This window comes from Gaiella sp. (assembly GCF_035710885.1).
Classification (GTDB): domain Bacteria; phylum Actinomycetota; class Thermoleophilia; order Gaiellales; family Gaiellaceae; genus Gaiella.
Window position 1 is genome coordinate 12,930 of the sequence record NZ_DASTCS010000022.1, and the last position, 17,837, is coordinate 30,766.

A 17,837-nucleotide genomic window follows, 5' to 3' on the forward strand; every position below is an offset into this window, starting at 1 on the left:
GTGCCTACCGTTCGGCCTGTGGAGCGATTGGCGCAGAATCGGCACGGGTTTGCCCTTGACACAAACCGGTGTCTGACACCGCACGGCCCGACCCGCACGTAGCCCCGAGGAGGGCGGAATCAGGCTGCGTCGATCGCGGCGGGGAGCTCGTCGACGGCCACGAGATGGAGGTCGGGGAGCGCCCGCCACCGCTCGTCGAGCCCGAGGCCGTAGCCGGCGAACAGCTCGTCGGGAACCGTGAAGCCGACATGGCGGAGCGGTATGTCGTCGACGAGGCGACGGTAGGGGCGGTCGAGCAGGGTGACGGCGGCGAGGCTCGCCGGCCGCCGCTCCGCGAAGCAGCGCGTGAGAAAGCCGAGCGTCAGCCCCGTGTCGACCACGTCCTCGACGAGCAGCACCTCGCGACCCTCGATCGGGCGGTCGAGGTCCTTCAGCAGCCGCACGCCCCCTCCCGTACGGCCGCTGCCGTACGGCGCGAGCTCGATCACGTCGAACTCGTGGTCGAGCTCGAGCGCTCGCGAGAGGTCCGCGAGGAACACGGTGCTCGACTTGAGCGGGGCGACGAGCAGGGGGAGCGAGTGAGCGTATGCGGCACCGATCTCCCGACCGAGCTCGGTGACCCGTGCCGCGATCTCGTCGCGACGCAGGTAGACGTCGCCGATCGGCTGCCCCTCGCCGCGGAGCCGCTCCGCGGCGCTCAACGGAGTCACGAGGCGATCCTCAGCCGATAGCGCTGTGCGAGGCGCTCGATGTCGCGCCGGTAGAAGAGCTTCACCCGGACGTCGGGGTACAGCCGCCTGACCTCCCGGAGCTTCCGGTTCTTGCGGGTCACGAGCGACTGCTTCATCACCGTGACCTCGATGTAGAGATCCTGCTCGGGGAGGTAGAAGTCGGGCGTGAACGCGCTCGTGACGCGGCCCTCCGGGTCTCGCTCGAGCACGAAGGAGCGGGGCTCGTACTCCCAGGGGACCCCATACCAGTCGAGGATCCGGGCGCACTCTCGCTCCGCGCCGTTGACGAAGCGCGGCGGCTCTGTGCCGCGATATGCCTGGAACGGAGCCGCTTCCTTGGGCGATTCGGGCACCGTGTCGAGGGTAGCGACGGCCTCGGACGGCCCTATCGGAGGTCGCGCCGCGGCCCGTAGACTGCGGGGCGATGGCCGTCGGCGAGCGCCCGTTCCGGATCGCCCACCTGTCCGACCTCCACTGCGGAGGGCCGTACTTCGAAGCCGCGCTGCTCGACCGCGCGATCTCGGAGATCAACGAGCTGCAGCCCGACATCGTCGTCTGCTCGGGCGACCTGACCACGTTCGGCTTCAAGCACGAGTACCAGCTGGCCCGGCAGTACCTCGACACGATCGACTGCGACTCCTTCGTGGTCGTACCGGGAAACCATGACGCCCGGAACGTGGGCTATGTCCACTTCGAGGACCTGTTCGGGAGCCGGGGGTCCGTCCTGCGCAAGGACGACGTCACGGTGGTCGCGGTCGACTCGACCGAGCCGGATCTCGACCACGGCCAGATCGGACGCGGGCGCTACTCGTGGATCGAGGAGCAGTTCGCCGCGGAGCCCTCGAAGCTGAGGATCTTCGTCCTCCACCACCATTTGCTGCCGGTGCCGGGAACGGGCCGCGAGCGCAACGTCGTCTACGACGCCGGCGACGCGATCGAGTGCCTCCTGCGCGCCGGCGTGCAGCTCGTGCTCTCCGGGCACAAGCACGTCCCGTACGCCTGGCGGCTCGAGCACTTGTTCGTCGTCACCACGGGCACGGTTTCGTCGCTCCGCCTCCGGGGAAACACGCGGCCCTGTTACAACGTGGTGGAGGTCAACGGCCACCACGTGTCGATCTCCCGAAGGCATCCGTTCCACGGTGAAGAACGGATCATCCAGTTCTCCACCGAGACGTTCGAATACGAGAAGTACACCGGCCGGATCGAGCGGGAGGTGACGACCAGAGGATGAGGCGAGTGGTCGCGATCGTGGACGGCGAGCACTACCCACCCGTGGTCCGTGCCGCCCTGGAGGAGATCGAGGACGTCGTCCTGGCTGCGGTGCTCGTCGGTGGCATCGAGAAGCTCCGAGGCGACGATCAGGGGTATGGGGTTCCGCTCGAGCGCTCGGTCGAGGTCGCGGTCGAGCGGTACCAGCCCGACGTCGTGCTCGATCTCTCGGACGAGCCGGTGCTCGGGCCGCGGGAGCGTTTCGCGCTCGCGGGTCGCGTTCTGGCGCTCGGCGTCCCGTACGAGGGGCCGGACTTCCGCTTCGATCCGCCGCCCGCCGAGCACGTGAGCGTGCCGACGCTCGCGGTGATCGGCACCGGTAAGCGCGTCGGCAAGACCGCGGTGACGGGGCACGTGGCACGCCGTCTCGCGGGGACGCACCGGGTGGTCGTCGTCGCGATGGGCCGGGGAGGACCGCCCGACCCGGAGGTCGTCTTCGTCAGGCCAACCGTCGACGCACTCCTCGAGCTCTCGCGGGACGGACGGCACGCAGCGTCCGACCACCTCGAGACTGCGGTCGTCGCCGGCGTGACGACGGTAGGGGCCCGCAGGTGTGGCGGTGGGCTCGCGGGCGCCGTTCCCGTGTCGAACGTGCTCGAGGGCGTCTCGGTCGCGAGCGGGCTCGGCGCTGAGCTCGTGGTGCTCGACGGGAGCGGTGCGGCGCTGCCCCCGGTCGCGGCCGGACGGCGGCTGCTCGTCGTCTCCGCGTCGCAGCCGGTCGATGTCGCGGCCGGCTACCTGAACACCTATCGCGCGCGGATCTCCGACCTCGTCGTCGTCACGATGGCAGAGGAGGATGCGCCGCACGGGCAGCTCGCCGACGCCCTGCGCTCGCACCTCCGGCCGTGGACGCCGCTGATCCGCACCGTGCTCCGCCCGCGGCCGCTCGAGACCGTGTCGGGCGAGCGGGTGGCGTTCTTCGGCACGGCTCCGGCCACGCACCACGCCCGGCTCGCCTCGCATCTCGAGGAGGCGCACGGCGCGAGCGTCAGTCTCGTGTCGGGCAACCTCGCCGACCGTGGTCGCCTGCGCGAGGATCTCGCGGCCGCCGATGCGGACGTGTTCGTCGTCGAGCTCAAGGCTGCAGCGGTCGACGTGGTCGTGGAGGAGGCAACGAGGCGCGGCGTGCGCGTCGTGATCGCTGCGAACGACGTCGTGCCGTTGCCGGGCGAGGCTCCGCTGGACGAGGAGCTCGACCGTCTGGCGGCAGAGGCGGTCGCGCTCGTGCCGGAGACGGTGTGAGCGAGCGCCGCTACTTGGCACCGCTTCCCCTCGGAGGTGACGAGGGGCCACCGTGGTCGAAGGGGCTCATGTCGCGCGCGCTCGCGGCGACTGGGCTGACCATCACCCGCGCCTACGAGCTGGCACGGCGCGCGGACGCCGACATGGCCGAGCGCGGGACCGACCGGCTGGACCTCGACCGGCTGGCGGAGCTCGCGAGCGACGTCCTCGGCGAAGCCGAGGGGACGCGCACGATGCGAAGGCTCCGCCGCCTCCACGCGCTGCGTCAGCTCGACGCCCCGATCATCCTCCTCGTCGGCGGAGCAACGGGCACGGGCAAGTCCACCATCGCGACCGAGGCCGCCCACAGACTCGGGATCACGCGCGTCACATCGACCGACTTCATCCGCCAGACGATGCGCGCCTTCTTCTCGCCCGCGTTCATGCCGTCGGTGCACTACTCGAGCTTCGAGGCCGGCCTGGCGCTCACGAAGGCAGAGGAGGACGAGGCCGGCGACGCACGCCTGCTGGGCTTCCTCGACCAGACGCGCAACGTGCTGGTCGGCGTCGAGGCCGCGATCGACCGCTCGCTGGCCGAGGGATGGTCGATGGTGCTGGAGGGCGTGCACCTCGTGCCCGGGATGCTCGACGTCGACCGGAACGGGGCGATCGTCGTCCAGTGCCTCGTCGCGATCGAGGACGAAGACCTCCACCGCAGCCACTTCTGGGTGCGTGACCATGCAACCGAGGGGCTCCGCCCGCTCGAGAAGTACATCGACGGCATGCCGGAGATCCGGCTCATCCAGGACGCGCTGATCGAGCGTGCACGTCGCTGCGACGTGCCCGTGATCATGAACGCCACGCTCGACCAGGCGATGGGCGAGGTCCTGGACCTTGTGCTGTCGACCGCGGATCGGCTCGTCAGCGCGTAGTCTCGCTGCGTGGCCAAGTGCCTGTGCACCCAGTACGCGCGTGCCACGGAGTGGGCGGCGCTCGCCGGCGCCCGCTGGCTCGGCCGGGCGGACGAGGAGGCGGCGGAGGACGCGGCCGCGAGCGGCATGAAGGCAGCGCTGGACGAGCTCCCGATCGAAGGGAGGATCGTGATCGGCGCACGGACGGGCGAGTTCGTCCTGCCGGGCGGAACGGTCGGATCCGGCGGAGCACGCGTCGACCTCGCCCTCGACCCGATCGAAGGTCGCGGCGTCGTGGCGCGAGGCGGCGTCGGGGCGATGGCGATGCTCGCGGTCGCAGACGAGGGCGCGCTCCTGCAGCTGCCCGACATGTACATGCGCACGATCGCCGTCGGCCCGCGGGCGCGTGGAGTGATCGACCTCGATCGCCCCGTCGCGGAGAACGTGCAGAAGGTCGCGGAGAGCTTTGGTCGCCAGCCACTCGACATCACCGCCCTGGTGCTCGACCGGCCGCGCCACCACGACCTGATCGAGGAGCTGCGCAGCGCCGGCACCCGGATCAAGCTCGTCGGGGACGGGACCGTGACGGCATCGATCTCCGCCGCGATCCGAGGCACGAACGACCATCTCGCGATCGGCATCGGCGGGACCCGCCAGGCGGTGCTCACGGCCGCTGCGCTCCGCTGCCTCGGGGGAGGGATGCAGGCGCAGCTCTGGCCGACCACCCGCTCCCAGATCGAAGGGGCCCACGGCGTGGGCGTGGAGGACGTCGCCCACGTGTTCACGGAGGAGGAGCTCGCGCAGGGCGACGTGATCTTCGTCGCCACGGGTGTGACGAACGGCGACCTGCTTCGCGGCGTCCGCTTCATGGCGGACTCCGCGCGCACCCATTCGCTCATCATGTGCATGCGCTGCAACTGGGTGCGCTTCACGGACGGCATCCACTTCTTCGCCCGCGAGCGGCGCGAGGAAGTGCGGCTGCTCGGCTGATCCCCCGATCCGGCAGACGAGCGTGACCGCGCCGCCCGGAGGCTCCCTCGAATCAGTGATATGGATGACTAGGCAAACGCGCTCTGCCGCGTCACACTGAAGAGGGCGCGGGTGTCACAGGTCCCGGTCTCCCTCGAGCGGGGGGCAGTGGGGACTCGAGGCTGGGCCGCGGCCGAGAGAAGGCGTGACGCCCGCGCCCTCTGCGGTAAGTGTCGACCATCGCGCAGGCGAGTGCAAGCGATTTCGTGCTCCTGCCTGCCCGATCGGCTGAGAGCCTGTGACGCGCTAGCCGAACCCGAGGATGAACTTCGCGTCGTCCGACATGCGGTCGGGCGTCCAGGGCGGGTCGAACGTCAACTCGACTTCGACCTGCTCGACCCCGGGCAGTGAGGCAACGGCGTCGTGGATCGACTCCTGGATCATCGGCCCCGCAGGGCACCCCATCGACGTGAGCGAGTGGATGATCTTCACGTTCTCTCCCTCGATCTCCGCGTCGTAGTAGAGACCGAGCTCGACGATGTCCATCCCGAGCTCCGGGTCCTCGACTCCGTGCAGCACCTCGACGACGTCGTCCTTCGTGACCATGGCCCTACGGTAGCGGCTGACGGGCCTCGCACGATCCGACCGCAGGGCCGCCCGCACGGCGTCGCGGGTTCCTGTTTGACACAGACGGGGTAGGCCCGCATGATCCGCCGCTCCTGCGGCTTTGTCCGTAGTGCAGAGAAAGGGGAGATGTTGTGACACGAACGACGCCAAGGACGCTGGCTCTCGTCGCCGCGCTCGCGACGCTCGCCGCGCTGAGCGTGTCGGCCGCTGCCGGCGCCGCCCCCGCAGCCTGCGCCAACCGAACCAACAACACCGTCGACAAGCTGACCGAGTGCGTCACCCTCGAGGGTGTGCGCGCCCACCAGTCCGCGCTCCAGGAGATCGCGAACGACAACGGGGGCCACAGGACCTCCGGCACACCCGGTTACGACGCCTCGGCCGAGTACGTGGCCGGCGCCTTGCGGGCGGCGGGGTACGCGGTCACGGTGCAGGATTTCCAGTTCCAGACGTTCATCGAGGTGTCGCCCGCCGTGCTCGAGCAGGTCGCTCCGCCACCGACCGGGCCGATCGCCAACATGATCCTGTCGTACTCCGGCAGCGGCGACGTTACGGCGCCGGTAACGCATCTGGCCGCACCTCCGGGTGACGCGACACCCGGCTGCGAAGCCGCGGACTTCGCCGGCTTCCCTGCCGGGAACATCGCCCTGATCAGCCGGGGCGGGTGCACCTTTGCGATCAAGGCGACGAACGCGAGCGACGCGGGTGCCTCCGGCGTGGTGATCTACAACAACGCGCCCGGACCCGTGAACGGCACGCTCGGGAACGCCTTCACGCTGGACATCGCAGTGACGTCGGTGACCCAGGCCGTGGGCCAGGCGCTCGCAGTGACACCGGGTCTCGTGCTGCACCTGAAGACGGACACGTTCCGGGGCATCGCGACCACGTCGAACGTCCTCGCGGAGACGCCGGGCGGGGACCCGAACAACGTGGTGATGGTCGGCGCCCACCTGGACTCGGTCAATGCCGGACCGGGTATCAACGACAACGGCTCCGGCAGCTCCGCGATCCTCGAGACGGCGCTGCAGATGGCAAAGGTGAAGCCGCGGAACACGGTGCGGTTCGCCTGGTGGGGCGCTGAGGAGGCCAACCTGGTCGGCTCGACGCACTACGTGAACAACCTCTCGCAGGCGGAGCGCGACAAGATCGCGCTGTACCTGAACTTCGACATGGTCGGCTCGCCGAACCACGTCTTCTTCATCTACGACGGCGACGACTCAGACGCGGTCGGAGCCGGGCCCGGGCCGGAAGGCTCGGCGCAGATCGAGGAGACCTTCGAGGCGTTCTACACGAGTCGCGGCCTCCCGTACAAGGGCACCGACTTCACCGGACGCTCGGACTACGGCCCGTTCATCGCGAACGGGATCCCTGCCGGTGGGCTCTTCACCGGTGCGGAGGGGATCAAGACCGCAGCGGAGGTCGCGTTGTGGGGCGGCACGGCCGGTCAGCAATACGACCCCTGCTACCACGCGGCGTGCGACACGTTCGCGAACGTGAACCCGTCCGCGCTCGACGTCAACGCAGATGCGATCGCGACGGCCACGCTGAGCTACGCGATGAACACGTCGCTCGTCAACGGCAAGAAGGGCAAGGGCAACTTCAAGCCTCCGGCACCGGAGAACGCACCGGCGGGCTCGTAGGTCGGATCACGGACACGGGTGGCCCGCTCGTCGGGTCGCCCGTGCCCGCCGCTCAGCCGGGGATCTCGAGCACGATCTTCCCCAACTGCTCGCCGGCCTCGAGGCGCTCGTGGGCGGCGCGGATCTCCGAGAGCGGGAAGACACGGTCGACGTGGACGCGCACGCGTCCCGTGCGCACCATCTCGTACGCGCCGAGGAAGTCCTCGCGGGTGCCCATGCTCGAGCCGAGCACGGTCAGCTGCTTCCACCAGAAGCGGTGGAGCTGCGCCGGCGGGTTGGGCCCGCTCGTCGCGCCGCACACGACCACACGGCCGGTCGGGCGGACGGCCGCGAGCGTGCGTGCCCAGGTGGCGTCCCCGACGGTCTCGACGACGACGTCCACTCCCTTGCCGGTGGCCTCCTTCACGGCTGCCACCACGTCGCCGTCGTGGTGGTTCACGACGACGTCCGCTCCCCACGACTGCGCCTGCTCGAGCTTGCCGTCGCTGCCGGAGGTGACGATCGTGCGCAGGCCGAGCGCCCGGCAGATCTCGAAGGCGGCCGTGGCGACGCCGCCCCCGATCCCCCAGATCAGCGCCCACTCCCCCTCGCGCACGCTCGCACGCGTGACGAGCATCCGATGGGCCGTCTCGAAGACGAGCGGGAACGCTGCCGCGACCTCGAACGAGAGCCCGTCGTCGAGCGGGAAGACCTGTGCGGCGTCGATCGCGATCAGCTCCGCGTGCGTTCCGTCGAAATGCTCGCCGACGACGGTGATCCTGTCGCCGTGCTCGACACCGGGGTTGAGCACGACCCGGTCGCCCACGGCCGGCCCGGTGACACCGTCGCCGAGGGCCTCGACGACGCCGGCGCCGTCCGCTCCGAGGATTCGCGGCTTCGGCACCGACGGCAGCCCCTTCCGCACCCAGACGTCCAGGTGGTTGAGCGAAGCCGCCTCGAGCCGCACGAGCACCTCGCCCGGACCGGCGACCGGGTCCGGCACTTCCTCGACGACGAGCACCTCCGGTCCGCCGTCCTCGTGGATCCGGGCCGCCAGCATGGCACGATCCTAGGGGAGCTCCCAGCACGACGAGGCACGTGCCGGCCGGCGCGTGATCGCTGTGTTAGAAGCTCCCGCATGACGACGGACGAGCTGCGGCAGCTGGGCGAGGAGCTCGGCCTCGACGTCGTCGGGGCGGCCGTCGCGGCGCCGTACGAGGAAACAGAGCGCTACATCCGGGAGCGACGCGAGCGCGGCCTGTTCGGATCGATGCGCTTCACGATGGCGCGACCCGACGTCTCGTGCCATCCGGAGACCCTGCTCGAGGGCGCGCGCACGGTCGTCTCGGCGGCGCTCTGCTACTACGCACCGGGGCCGAGCCCCGGGCCGGGGGAGGGGCGACTGCCGCGCTACGCGTGGCGCGACCACTACGCCGTGCTGCGCGAGCGGCTCGAGGAGCTCGGGCGGCGTCTCGGCGGCTCCTACCGCGTGCTCGTGGACGCGAACCATCATGTCGACCGGGCGGGCGCCGAGCGCTCCGGTGTCGGCTTCATCGGCAAGAACACGATGCTGATCACGCGAACGCACGGCTCGTGGGTCGTGCTCGGGACGCTGATCACCGCCGTCGAGCTCGAGCCGACGGCGCCGCTCGACGCGGGCTGCGGCAGCTGCACGCTCTGCATCGACGCCTGCCCGACGGGCGCGCTCGACGAGCCCGGCGTGCTCGACGCGACCAGGTGCCTCGCGTACTGGACACAGACGGCCGGGGAGATGCCCGACGACGTGATGGACGCGCTGGAGGACCGGGTCTACGGCTGCGACATCTGCCAGGACGTCTGCCCCTGGAACCGCGGCGTCGAGAAGCGGAGGGCCGCCGAGCAGCTGCCCGAGGACGCCCACCCCGTCGTCTCGCTCGTCGACTGGCTCCAGCGCGACGGCCGCGAGCTCGTCTCCGAGCACGAGCGGCTGTTCGTCCCGCGCAAGGACCCGCGCTGGCTGAGGCGGAACGCGCTCGTCGCCCTCGGCAACCATCCGGGGCCGGGCCACGAGCGGCTGGCGGAGCCCTTCGTGCACGACGACGATCCCGTCCTGCGAAGCGCCGCGGAGCGAGCACTCGCGCGCCGAGCCGAGCGCGTCCCGTGACGGGAGCCGACCGGGTGTCGGGGGAGAGCTCCGGCCTCGCCCTGCTGGCCCACGAGCTGCGGAGCCCGGTCGCGGCTCTCGTCGCCCTGGCCGAGGCCGCGCCGACCGTGCCTCCGAGCGGACGCCGTCGCCTGGTGGGGCTCGCCGCCGCGGCGGCGAGCGACATCGAGCGGCTCCTGACCGACTCCGAACTCCTCTCGCTGAGGATCGAGCTCGTGGATCTCGGTCTACTCGTGTCCGCGCTCGCCACGGACACCGTCGTGGTGTCGGTCGAGGGTCGCCCGACGGCTCGGGCGGACCCGACCAGGCTCCGTCAGGCGATCGCAAACCTCGTGGCCAACGGCTTGCGGCACGGAGCGCACGTCGCGATCGCGGTGGTGGAGCGGGACGCGCGGGTCGTCGTCGACGTGGAGGACGACGGGCCGGGCGTCGACCCGACGCTCGACCCCTTCGAGCTGGGAGTGAGCGGAGCCGGCTCGTCGGGTGTCGGGCTGTGGCTCGCGCGCGGCATCGCGGAGGCGCACGGCGGCTCGCTCGTCCTGGTGCCCGGACCGCGGGCGCGGTTCAGGCTGGCTCTGCCGTCCGCTTCCGGCGCCCCGTGAGGCCGAGCTCCGTCTGGAGCGCCTGGGCGCGGGCGGCGACGGCGCGGCGCATCGGGGCAGGCTCGAGCACGACGGTCTCGCCGCGGTCCGCGAGCACCTCGGAGAGGAGCCACTCCTCGGTCTTGAACGTGACCTGGGCGGTCGCCGACTTGTCGGTCAGGGCCCGTGCCCCGCGCTCGAGCTTCCAGCGCGCGATCGGCGGAGCGTGCCAGAGGCGCGCGACGGCCGGCTCGAAGAGGTAGTTCGGGTCGAAGCCCTGGCGCGGCTCGAAGCGCTCCTTCGTGAGACGGGCGGACCGCATCCGGTCGAGCCTGTAGGTGCGGGGGCCGCCCACGGTGCGATCCCACGTGTGCACGCGCCAGTAGGGCAGCTCGCGCTCGATCGTGTACGGCTCGACGAGCCTCGTCGTGGGCTCCTCCTCGCCTTCCTTCAGGTACTCGAGCTCGACGACGCGTCGCTTCTCGGCTCCGTCCGACAACGTGCGCACGAGCGCCTCCTCGTCGTCGCCGCTGCGGCTCGCCGGGGCGGGAGCCAGCTCGAACTGGCCGAACGTCTCCTCCAGCTTCTTCCGCACGCGCTCGAGCGGCGTGTCGGCGTCGGCGGCGATGGTCGGCCCGATGTACTCGATCGCGAGCCGGATCGCTCGCGCCTCGAGCGGCGTCAGCTTCGGGGCCTTGCGGAAGACGTCGCCGTAGAGCTCCTTGTCGATGTGCACCCGGTCGGTTTCCTCGTCGACCTCGGCGTAGACCGTGTAGCAGCCGCCGCCGAAGTTCACGAGGTTGAGCAGGGAGAGCGTCTCCTGCAGCTCCTCGCGCGGGAGCGAGAAGCGCTCGGCGAGCTCGCCGGCCTCGATGTCGGCGCTGCGGGCGTCGCCGCAGGCAGCAAGCAGATGGGCGAGGAGCGCCTGCAGCACACCGAACCGCTCGGGCGCGACCGGCCCCGCCGGCTGTCGTTCCGGGGTGGGGCGAGCCTCCACCCGGCGCTCGCGCGCAGGCGCGGGGGCGGCCCCGGTGTGGCGCTCGCGCAGGAGGCGAAGCGCAACCTTGACCTCGTCACACAGCGCCGGCGGCTCGAGCGGCACCGCCCTTCCGTTCTGCCGGAGGATCCACGAGGCGAGCGGCCCGAGCGTCGAGTACGGAGTCTCGAAGACCCCGTCGACGACGTCCCCGGCATCGGCCAGCGTGCGATGCACCCACCAGGCCGTGTCGCCCTGGACCGCGATCCTCGCGGTGCCCGCGTTCGGGCCGACCTGCCACGGCCGCGGGACGCGGTGCGCCTCGACGTCGAACTCGGCAGGAAGACGGAAGTCGCGCTCGCGCCGGGTCGCGAAGCGGATGTCGGAGCGGATGCGGGCGACGCGAAAGGTGCGAATCGCGTCACGGTCGAGGTCGTGGCCGACGACGTACCAGACGCCCTCGTCCAGCCGCAGCGCGTACGGGTTCAGTCGCCGCTCGGTCTCGCGGTCCCGGGAGGGCGACCAGTAGCGGAACTGGATCGTCCGCTGCTTGGAGATCGCCGCCTCGAGCTTCGACAGGCGGGCCCCGAGCTCCGGGGAGTAGTCGGGGGCGGTGACCCTCACCCGCTCCGCCGTCGCGGTGGGGGCATGTCGGAACCCGGGCCTACCGAGGGCGAGGTTCTGGAGCGCGAGGCGCAGGGGCTCGGCGTAGGCGAACTTCCCCTCGAGCGTGTAGAGCGCGGTCTGGAGGGCGGCGAGCTCGTCTTCCTCGAGGTCCAGGTGGTCGAGGAAGTAGTTCTCGGAGCGGAGGGTGTAGAGCTCCTCGCCGGTGAACTCGTCGCGCTGTGAGTTGAGCGGGACCCCGAGGGCGGTCAGCTCGGCCCGATCGGAGTAGAAGCGCCTGGCGAAGGCCTCGTCGGACATCTCCGAGTAGCCCTCGACGTTCCCCTTGACGTCCCGCGCCGTGAGCGGCCTGCGCTCGGCCATCAGGAAGGCCACGAGCGAGAGCTGCCGGATGAGCTTGTCGGTGTCGTGCGACACGGCGGTCCTCAGTTCCGTTCGAGGTGGTGCCGGTCGATCTCGCCCACGTGCACGAGGCCGAGACTATCGGGCCGCGGGCGCCGGAGTGGCTACGCGGCCGCGCGGGCGGGGATCGTCGTCCGCTCGAGATGCTGGTGCGACGGGCAGTAGTCGCGGCCGGGGAGCGGCGTCCGCTGGCACGCCTTCCCCTTGCGGGTGGTCGCCTTGCACCGGCTGACTCCGCCGTCGAGCAACCCGGCCTCCAGCTGCGCCTCGATGAACGCGACCGCGGCCGAGACCCCTTCCTTCACCACCCAGGCGACGTGCGCCTGCGACGTGATCGGGAAGTACCGGCGGATGTCCTGGAACAGCGCGCGGTCGGGGCGGGCGAAGTACTGCGGGTCCTGAGCCAGCCGCGACATCGTCTCCTCGCACTCGCAGAGGACGGCACGACGGTACTCGAGGCGCGTCGGTCGGTCGACGTACGGGTCGATCTGATCCTTGATCGAGCGGTAGATCGCCCGCGAGTACTGATACATGCACGACTGCAATTGCGCGAGGTTGGGCTCCATGCGGATTCCGTCTCCCGTCCGTCGTTCACCTTCGGTCGCGGCCTCCGAGGGGCGACCCGGGCCTGTCAGGGGCGAGTCTACCGAGTTCCGGCCGCTGTTACAAACTCAGTCACGATCGTTGTCCAGACGGACAAGAGATCAGGGCTCGATGCGCTGGACACGAGAGCCCTTGATCGCGGCTCGTGCCTGCCGCAGCGAACCGGTCGCGTCGGCCTCGCTCTGGAAGCGGCCGGCGAACGTCATCCAGTACCCGGGGCGGAGGCTGGCGAAGCGCGACGAATCCAGTACTCCGACGCGGCCGAGGCCGCGTGTCCGGGCCTGCTGCGCGACCGCGACCGCTCCGTCACGGCCCTTCGCCTTGGGGGTCGAGGCCAACACGATCGTCCAGCCGCTCCGTGTGCGTGGCCAGACGGCGAGGCGGGTGCGCGGCTCGACCGCCCGGGTCGGGGCGGTCACGCTGCCCCCCGTCGCGGTGAGCACGCTCTCGGCGCCGGTGTCGTCGGCCACGACGGCGATCGCGATCGCGGCGCCGGCCGCTGCGATGCCCGCGAGAGCCCCGATCCTCAGCCGGAGGGCGCGCGTCTCGGTCGGCAGCGCGCCGTGCCGGGGTCTGCCCGGCAGCCGTAGGCCGCACTCGAGGCAGTACTCCTGTCCGACGGCGACGAGCGCAGCGCAGCGTGGGCAGGCCGATCGCTCGGCGCTCACGCCGAGGTGTCCTCGCCGGTGCCGGCCTCCATGTCGAGCGGCCGGCCGCAGCTCGGGCAGAAGCGGGCGCCGATCAGCAGCGGGGCCCCGCAGGCGCAGATTGCCCGCTGCCGGCGTCGGAGGCCGGCGCCCTTGACGAGCGCGTCGATCTCCGAGACGCGCGCCTCGATGGCGACGAGCTCCGCGCAGCGCTCGACGACGAGCGCCTCGTTGAAGTGGTCACGCCGGTACATCTCGAGCGTCAGGCCCCCGAGGTCACGGAGGCGCTCCTCGCGCAGGAGGAGCAGCGCCCGACGCTCGCGCCGGAGCTCGCTCGCCGCCGGCGACGGCGGCTTCCTCTCGAAGAGCGGCATCGGGCGCTGAGGATACGCGACGCCTCGGAGACGGCTCCGACCCGGAGGCCGTTCCCCCTTCCGCTACAGCTGGACGACGACGAGGCGCTCCTCGGTCATCTCACGCACGGCCCACGCCGGGCCCTCGCGCGTGTTGCCTGAATCCTTGACGCCGCCGTAGGGCATCTGGTCGGCGCGGAACGTCGGCACCTCGTTGACCGTCACGCCGCCGAACTCGAGCGCGCGTGTGGCGGCGAGCGCGGCCCGGAGGTTGGACGTGAAGATCCCCGCCTGCAGGCCGTAGCGGGTCCCGTTCGCGAGCGCGATCGCCTCGTCCAGCGTGGTGTAGGGCTGGAGCGTGCAGACCGGCCCGAACGCCTCGTCGCACGCGAGGTGCGTTTCGGCCGGCGGGCGCTCGACGACCGTGGGGGCGATCAGCTCTCCCTCGCGTGTCCCGCCCGTGAGGATCGTCGCGCCCGCGGCGCGGGCCTCCTCGATCCAGGCCAGCACGCGATCCCGCTCGGCCGTGCTGATGAGCGGGCCGACGTCCGTCTCCTCGTCCGCCGGGTCGCCGAGCCGAAGCGCCTCGACGCGCGGGACGAACGCATCCCGGAAGGAGTCGTAGACCTCCTCGTGGACGAAGATCCGCTGCACGGAGATGCAGCTCTGCCCGGCGAACGAGAACGCGTTCGCCGCGCACCGCGCGGCGGCGTCGTCGACGTCGGCGTCGGGCTCGACGATGACCGGCGTCGCGTTGCCGAGCTCGAGGTTGACGCGCTTCCTCGGAGCACGCTCGCGGATACCCCAGCCGACCGACCCGGATCCGGTGAACGTGATCAGCGCCACCCGCTCGTCTTCCACGAGCACGTCCCCGATCTCTCCCGAGGGGCCGACGAGCACGCTCAGCCAGCCGGGCGGCAGGCCCGCGTCGTGCTCGAGCTCGGCGAGGAGGAGCGCGGACAGCGGGGTCTGAGAGGCCGGCTTGAGCACGACGGCGCAGCCCGCGGCCAGCGCCGGAGCGATCTTGTGCGCGACGAGGTTGAGCGGGAAGTTGAAGGGGCTGATCGCGCCGACGACCCCCACCGGAACGCGCAGCGTGAAGGCCAGCTTGCCCTCGCCTGCCTGCGACGCGTCCATCGGCACCATCTCACCGGCGAGCTTGCGTGCCTCCACCGCCGCCATCGTGTACGTGGACATCGCGCGTGCGACCTCGACGCGGGCGGCTTTGAGCGGCTTGCCCGCCTCTGCGGAGACGAGCCGCGCCGCCTCGTCCGCCCGCTTGCCGAGCGCGCCCGCGACGCGCACGAGGATCTCCGCACGCTTGTGGGCCGGGAGCGGCTCGCGCATCGCGCGCTCCGCGGCATCCACCGCGGCCCGCGTCTCGGCCGCGCCCGCCTTCGCGACGCGCGCGACGACCGATCCGTCGTACGGCGAGGCGACGTCGATCCATTCCCCGGTCTCGACCCACTCGCCGTCGAGGAGGAGCTTCCGCTCGGTCGCGGTTGCCGCCATACGGGGATTCTAGGAGGCGTGCGCGGGCCGGTGCGGCGCGGCGTGGTGGTACCGTGAGCCACGTGACCGATGCCCTCATCGTCGATGCCGTCCGCACCCCGATCGGGCGGCGCAACGGCGCGCTCGCGGGCGTGCGCGCAGACGAGCTCGCCGCTCAGATCCTGAACGGCCTCGTGACCCGTCTCGACCTCGATCCCGGTGAGATCGAGGACGTGCAGATGGGCTGCGTCAGCCAGGTCGGCGAGCAGGCGCTGAACGTCGCGCGGATGTCGTCGCTCGTCGCCGGCTGGCCCGAGACCGTGTGCGGGACGTCGATCGACCGTCAGTGCGGCTCCTCGATGCAGGCGGCGTTCAACGCGGCTGCAGCGATCCGGGCAGATCACCTCGACGTCGTCGTCGCGTCCGGTGTCGAGTCGATGTCGCGCGTGCCCATGGGCTCGAACCTCACGGCGAACGGCTTCGAGGGATTCTCTCCCAAGCTCTACGAGCGCTGGGAGGTCGTCCCGCAGGGCATCTCGGCCGAGGTGATCGCGGACGAGTGGGAGCTGTCGCGCGAGGACCTCGACGAGTACTCGTACGAGTCTCACCGCCGCGCGATCGCGGCGATCGACGAGGGCCGCTTCGAGCGCGAGATCGTCCCTGTGGAGGTCGGCGCCGGGGGCGCGGCCGTGCTCGTCGGAGTCGACGAGAACCCGCGCCGCGACACGTCGCTCGAGAAGCTCGCCTCGCTCAAGCCGGCCTTCAAGGAGGACGGCAAGGTCACCGCCGGCAACTCGAGCGCGATCGTCGACGGCGCGGCCGCGATGCTCGTGACGAGCGAGGCCGCGGCGTCCCGCCTCGGGCTCGAGCCGCGCGGCCGGTTCCTCTCCTTCGGCCTCGCTGGCGTCGACCCCTACCGCATGCTCCACGGCAACCCGCCTGCGTGCGAGCGGGCGCTCGCGAAGGCGGGGCTGAACTGGGACGACATCGCCGTGATCGAGGTCAACGAGGCGTTCGCCTCCGTCGTGCTCCAGTTCCTGAAGGACACGGGCCTGCACGAGCGCTGGGAGGCGGGCGACGTGAACCCGAACGGGAGCGGCATCTCGCTCGGGCACCCGCTGGGCGCGACCGGCGCGCGAATCACGGCGACGCTGCTCGCAGAGCTCGATCGGCGCGAGGCGCGCTACGGCGTCGCCTCGATGTGCATCGGTCAGGGCCAGGCGATCGCCGCCGTCATCGAGCGCCTGTAGCGACCGGCAGCAGGCCCGGCCTGCGTTACGGCTCGACGAGCTGCCGCTCGACGTCCGCGCTGACCTCGCGGGCGATCTCGATGAACGCACGCGCGGCAGGGGAGCGGTGCCGGTCGCGGTGCCAGATGACCGCGACCTTCCGGCGGGGAACCTTCGGGACGAGCCGGATCGCGCGAACCCGCTCGTCGCCGGGCGCAACCGCCAGGACGGGTGTGAGGGCGACGCCGAACCCCGCCGCGACGAGCCCCTGGACGGTGCCGTTGTCATCGGAGCGGAAGGCGTACTCGACGTCGTAGCCGCGCTCCCGGAGCGCCTCCTCGACGACGAGCCCGCTCGCGCAGGTGTTGGACCCGATCAGCACGTGGTCTCCGAGGTCGTCGAGCGATGCAGACGACCGCTCGGCGAGCGGGCTGTCGACCGGGACGAGCAGCACGAACGGGTCGCTCATCAGCTCCAGTGCCTCGAACGGCCCGTCGGGGAGGGGAGGGCTCCCGAACGCGAGGTCGACTGCTCCCGACTCGATCGAGGCGTAGAGCTCGGGGTCGGTCGTCGGCTCCGAGAGCCCGAGCTCGATCCCCGGCCAGTCGGCGAGGAAGCGCCGCATGACACCGGGGAGGACGCGCGCGCCGACCGACTGGTAGGTCGCCACGCGAAGCGTTCCCGTCTCACCCGCGCGCAGGGCCGTGATGTCCGCCCGCGCCGCGTCCAGCCGCGCGACGATCGCCTCTGCGTGCCGGAGGAGCAGCTTCCCGGCCTCGGTGAGTGACACGGCCCGGGGCCCGCCGGGACGCTCGACGAGCGTCTCGCCGACGATCTTCTCGAGCGTCGCGATCTGCTGGCTGACGGCCGACTGCGTGTAGCCGAGCCGCTCGGCCGCACGCCCGAAGGAGCCCTCGCGGGCGACCGCGTCGAGCGCGGCGAAATGCCGCACCTCCACCCCCAGCCATTGATCAGGTTCTGTAATCGTTGCCATGAAAACCTCGACTTGCCCTAATAGTACCTGCCGAGCGATGATGCGGCCATGGAAATCGCACTCCTTCTCTTCCTCCTCCTCGTCGGCCCGTTGGCGCTCGTCGGTGGGCGCGACTCCCGGATCGACGAGAAGGACCCCCGCCGCACGTATCCGGGATGAGCTCGCGGGTGCCGGCGACCGTCGCGTCCGCGGTGGGCGGGCGTGGGTCGATCGTCATCCGACGCGCCCGCGCTGACGACGGCCCGGCTCTCGATCGGCTCCAGGCTCTTGCCGAGCGTCGGCTTCCGGACGTGCCGCTGATCGTGGCGGAGGTCGACGGTGATCTCCTGGCGGCCGCTCCCACGACGGGCGGCCCCGTGATCTCCGACCCGTTCCGCGTGACCCTCGACGTCGCCGAGCTCCTGCGGCTCCGCTCGAGCCAGCTTCGCTCCGCCGCGTAGAGCACGCGGG

19 protein-coding genes are annotated in these 17,837 nt (G+C 71.3%); 9 read left to right on the top strand and 10 right to left on the bottom strand.

The window, feature by feature from the left end:
- Positions 1-119: 119 nt before the first annotated feature.
- Positions 120-710, bottom strand: a complete 591-nt coding sequence (locus VFO26_RS04815; protein ID WP_325113755.1) for a phosphoribosyltransferase — start codon at positions 708-710, stop codon at positions 120-122.
- Positions 707-1,084 carry a hypothetical protein gene (locus tag VFO26_RS04820; protein ID WP_325113756.1) on the bottom strand — a complete coding sequence of 126 codons (378 nt, stop codon included), beginning with the start codon at positions 1,082-1,084 and terminating at the stop codon, positions 707-709. Before VFO26_RS04820 ends, VFO26_RS04815 begins: the two co-directional genes overlap by 4 nt.
- Before the next feature lie 71 nt (positions 1,085-1,155).
- Here VFO26_RS04820 and VFO26_RS04825 point away from each other — a divergent pair, with 71 nt between their 5' ends.
- From VFO26_RS04825 to glpX, 4 genes are all read left to right on the top strand, one after another.
- Complete coding sequence (locus VFO26_RS04825) at positions 1,156-1,962, top strand: metallophosphoesterase (protein WP_325113757.1); 807 nt, start codon at positions 1,156-1,158, stop codon at positions 1,960-1,962.
- 5 nt (positions 1,963-1,967) lie between these two features.
- The gene (locus tag VFO26_RS04830) at positions 1,968-3,242 is read left to right on the top strand and encodes a hypothetical protein (RefSeq protein WP_325113758.1); all 1,275 of its coding nucleotides are present in this window, start codon (positions 1,968-1,970) and stop codon (positions 3,240-3,242) included.
- A gap of 68 nt (positions 3,243-3,310) precedes the next feature.
- Complete coding sequence (locus VFO26_RS04835) at positions 3,311-4,153, top strand: hypothetical protein (RefSeq protein ID WP_325113759.1); 843 nt, start codon at positions 3,311-3,313, stop codon at positions 4,151-4,153.
- Positions 4,154-4,162: 9 nt separating this feature from the next.
- Complete coding sequence (glpX, locus tag VFO26_RS04840) at positions 4,163-5,122, top strand: class II fructose-bisphosphatase (protein ID WP_325113760.1); 960 nt, start codon at positions 4,163-4,165, stop codon at positions 5,120-5,122.
- 285 nt (positions 5,123-5,407) lie between these two features.
- Here glpX and VFO26_RS04845 read toward each other — a convergent pair whose 3' ends face one another.
- Positions 5,408-5,707, bottom strand: a complete 300-nt coding sequence (locus VFO26_RS04845; protein ID WP_325113761.1) for a metal-sulfur cluster assembly factor — start codon at positions 5,705-5,707, stop codon at positions 5,408-5,410.
- A 152-nt stretch (positions 5,708-5,859) separates the two neighbouring features.
- On the opposite strand from VFO26_RS04845, the gene VFO26_RS04850 reads away from it, so the two are divergent.
- Complete coding sequence (locus tag VFO26_RS04850) at positions 5,860-7,365, top strand: M28 family metallopeptidase (RefSeq protein ID WP_325113762.1); 1,506 nt, start codon at positions 5,860-5,862, stop codon at positions 7,363-7,365.
- A 52-nt stretch (positions 7,366-7,417) separates the two neighbouring features.
- On the opposite strand, the gene VFO26_RS04855 is transcribed toward VFO26_RS04850, so the two are convergent.
- Complete coding sequence (locus tag VFO26_RS04855) at positions 7,418-8,404, bottom strand: zinc-binding dehydrogenase (RefSeq protein ID WP_325113763.1); 987 nt, start codon at positions 8,402-8,404, stop codon at positions 7,418-7,420.
- 78 nt (positions 8,405-8,482) lie between these two features.
- On the opposite strand from VFO26_RS04855, the gene queG reads away from it, so the two are divergent.
- On the top strand, positions 8,483-9,487 hold the full coding sequence (queG, locus tag VFO26_RS04860) for a tRNA epoxyqueuosine(34) reductase QueG (RefSeq protein ID WP_325113764.1): 1,005 nt from the start codon (positions 8,483-8,485) through the stop codon (positions 9,485-9,487).
- Complete coding sequence (locus VFO26_RS04865) at positions 9,484-10,089, top strand: HAMP domain-containing sensor histidine kinase (protein WP_325113765.1); 606 nt, start codon at positions 9,484-9,486, stop codon at positions 10,087-10,089. Before queG ends, VFO26_RS04865 begins: the two co-directional genes overlap by 4 nt.
- On the opposite strand, the gene VFO26_RS04870 is transcribed toward VFO26_RS04865, so the two are convergent.
- The 5 genes from VFO26_RS04870 to VFO26_RS04890 form a co-directional block, all read right to left on the bottom strand.
- Positions 10,052-12,085 carry a WYL domain-containing protein gene (locus VFO26_RS04870; protein WP_325113766.1) on the bottom strand — a complete coding sequence of 678 codons (2,034 nt, stop codon included), beginning with the start codon at positions 12,083-12,085 and terminating at the stop codon, positions 10,052-10,054. The two genes, VFO26_RS04865 and VFO26_RS04870, sit on opposite strands and share 38 nt — an antisense overlap.
- An 89-nt stretch (positions 12,086-12,174) precedes the next feature.
- Positions 12,175-12,636 carry a hypothetical protein gene (locus tag VFO26_RS04875; protein ID WP_325113767.1) on the bottom strand — a complete coding sequence of 154 codons (462 nt, stop codon included), beginning with the start codon at positions 12,634-12,636 and terminating at the stop codon, positions 12,175-12,177.
- Between the two features lie 138 nt (positions 12,637-12,774).
- Positions 12,775-13,341 carry a hypothetical protein gene (locus VFO26_RS04880; RefSeq protein WP_325113769.1) on the bottom strand — a complete coding sequence of 189 codons (567 nt, stop codon included), beginning with the start codon at positions 13,339-13,341 and terminating at the stop codon, positions 12,775-12,777.
- The gene (locus VFO26_RS04885) at positions 13,338-13,694 is read right to left on the bottom strand and encodes a zinc ribbon domain-containing protein (RefSeq protein WP_325113770.1); all 357 of its coding nucleotides are present in this window, start codon (positions 13,692-13,694) and stop codon (positions 13,338-13,340) included. The genes VFO26_RS04880 and VFO26_RS04885 overlap by 4 nt, the downstream gene beginning before the upstream one ends.
- Before the next feature lie 63 nt (positions 13,695-13,757).
- Positions 13,758-15,185 carry an aldehyde dehydrogenase family protein gene (locus VFO26_RS04890; protein WP_325113772.1) on the bottom strand — a complete coding sequence of 476 codons (1,428 nt, stop codon included), beginning with the start codon at positions 15,183-15,185 and terminating at the stop codon, positions 13,758-13,760.
- Between the two features lie 62 nt (positions 15,186-15,247).
- Here VFO26_RS04890 and VFO26_RS04895 point away from each other — a divergent pair, with 62 nt between their 5' ends.
- The gene (locus VFO26_RS04895; RefSeq protein WP_325113773.1) at positions 15,248-16,414 is read left to right on the top strand and encodes a thiolase family protein; all 1,167 of its coding nucleotides are present in this window, start codon (positions 15,248-15,250) and stop codon (positions 16,412-16,414) included.
- A 25-nt stretch (positions 16,415-16,439) separates the two neighbouring features.
- Here the strand turns inward: VFO26_RS04895 and VFO26_RS04900 are convergent, their stop codons facing one another.
- Positions 16,440-17,351, bottom strand: a complete 912-nt coding sequence (locus VFO26_RS04900) for a LysR family transcriptional regulator (RefSeq protein WP_325113774.1) — start codon at positions 17,349-17,351, stop codon at positions 16,440-16,442.
- 203 nt (positions 17,352-17,554) lie between these two features.
- Here VFO26_RS04900 and VFO26_RS04905 point away from each other — a divergent pair, with 203 nt between their 5' ends.
- Positions 17,555-17,827, top strand: a complete 273-nt coding sequence (locus tag VFO26_RS04905; RefSeq protein WP_325113775.1) for a hypothetical protein — start codon at positions 17,555-17,557, stop codon at positions 17,825-17,827.
- Positions 17,828-17,837: the final 10 nt, after the last annotated feature.